This window comes from Xanthomonas sp. D-109, from assembly GCF_017746095.1.
GTDB classification, from domain to species: Bacteria; Pseudomonadota; Gammaproteobacteria; order Xanthomonadales; family Xanthomonadaceae; genus Xanthomonas_A; species Xanthomonas_A sacchari.
In genome coordinates this window covers 1-561 of record NZ_JAGHWV010000042.1, presented here as the reverse complement: position 1 = coordinate 561, position 561 = coordinate 1, and the positions used below count along the sequence as shown (strand labels likewise).

1 protein-coding gene and 1 pseudogene are annotated in these 561 nt (G+C 63.3%); both read left to right on the top strand.

The annotated features are described in order from the left end of the window. On the top strand, positions 1-300 hold a 300-nt coding region (locus tag J7357_RS21135), incomplete at its 5' end, for a flagellin (RefSeq protein ID WP_280515415.1). Positions 301-397: 97 nt separating this feature from the next. Continuing rightward, positions 398-561, top strand: a pseudogene (locus tag J7357_RS21130) (flagellin); the annotation flags it as partial.

Here is a 561-nt window from a genome sequence, read left to right as displayed (position 1 = left end):
GACATCTCCACCTTCCAGGGCGCACAGAAGGCGCTGAGCATCATCGACAACGCGCTGACCTCGGTGAACTCCTCGCGCGCCGACATGGGTGCGATCCAGAACCGCTTCACCTCCACCATCGCCAACCTGAGCTCGACCTCGGAGAACCTGTCGGCTTCGCGCAGCCGCATCCGCGACACCGACTACGCCAAGGAAACCGCCGAGCTGACCCGTACGCAGATCCTGCAGCAGGCCGGCACCGCGATGCTCGCCCAGGCCAAGCAGGCCCCGCAGAGCGTGCTGAGCCTGCTCCAGGGCTAAGCGCGGCAGGCCGCGATGTACCGCCGAGGGCTCCTACGCCATTAGGAGCCCTCGTAGCGGAAGCGATATCAAATATGCTGAAAACCAAGGTATCTAAATGGCACAGGTAATCAATACCAACGTAATGTCGCTGAACGCTCAGCGCAACCTCAACACCACCAGCGCCAGCCTGGCGACGACGATCCAGCGTCTGTCCTCGGGCCTGCGCATCAACAGCGCCAAGGACGACGCCGCCGGTCTGGCGATCTCCGAGCGCTTCAC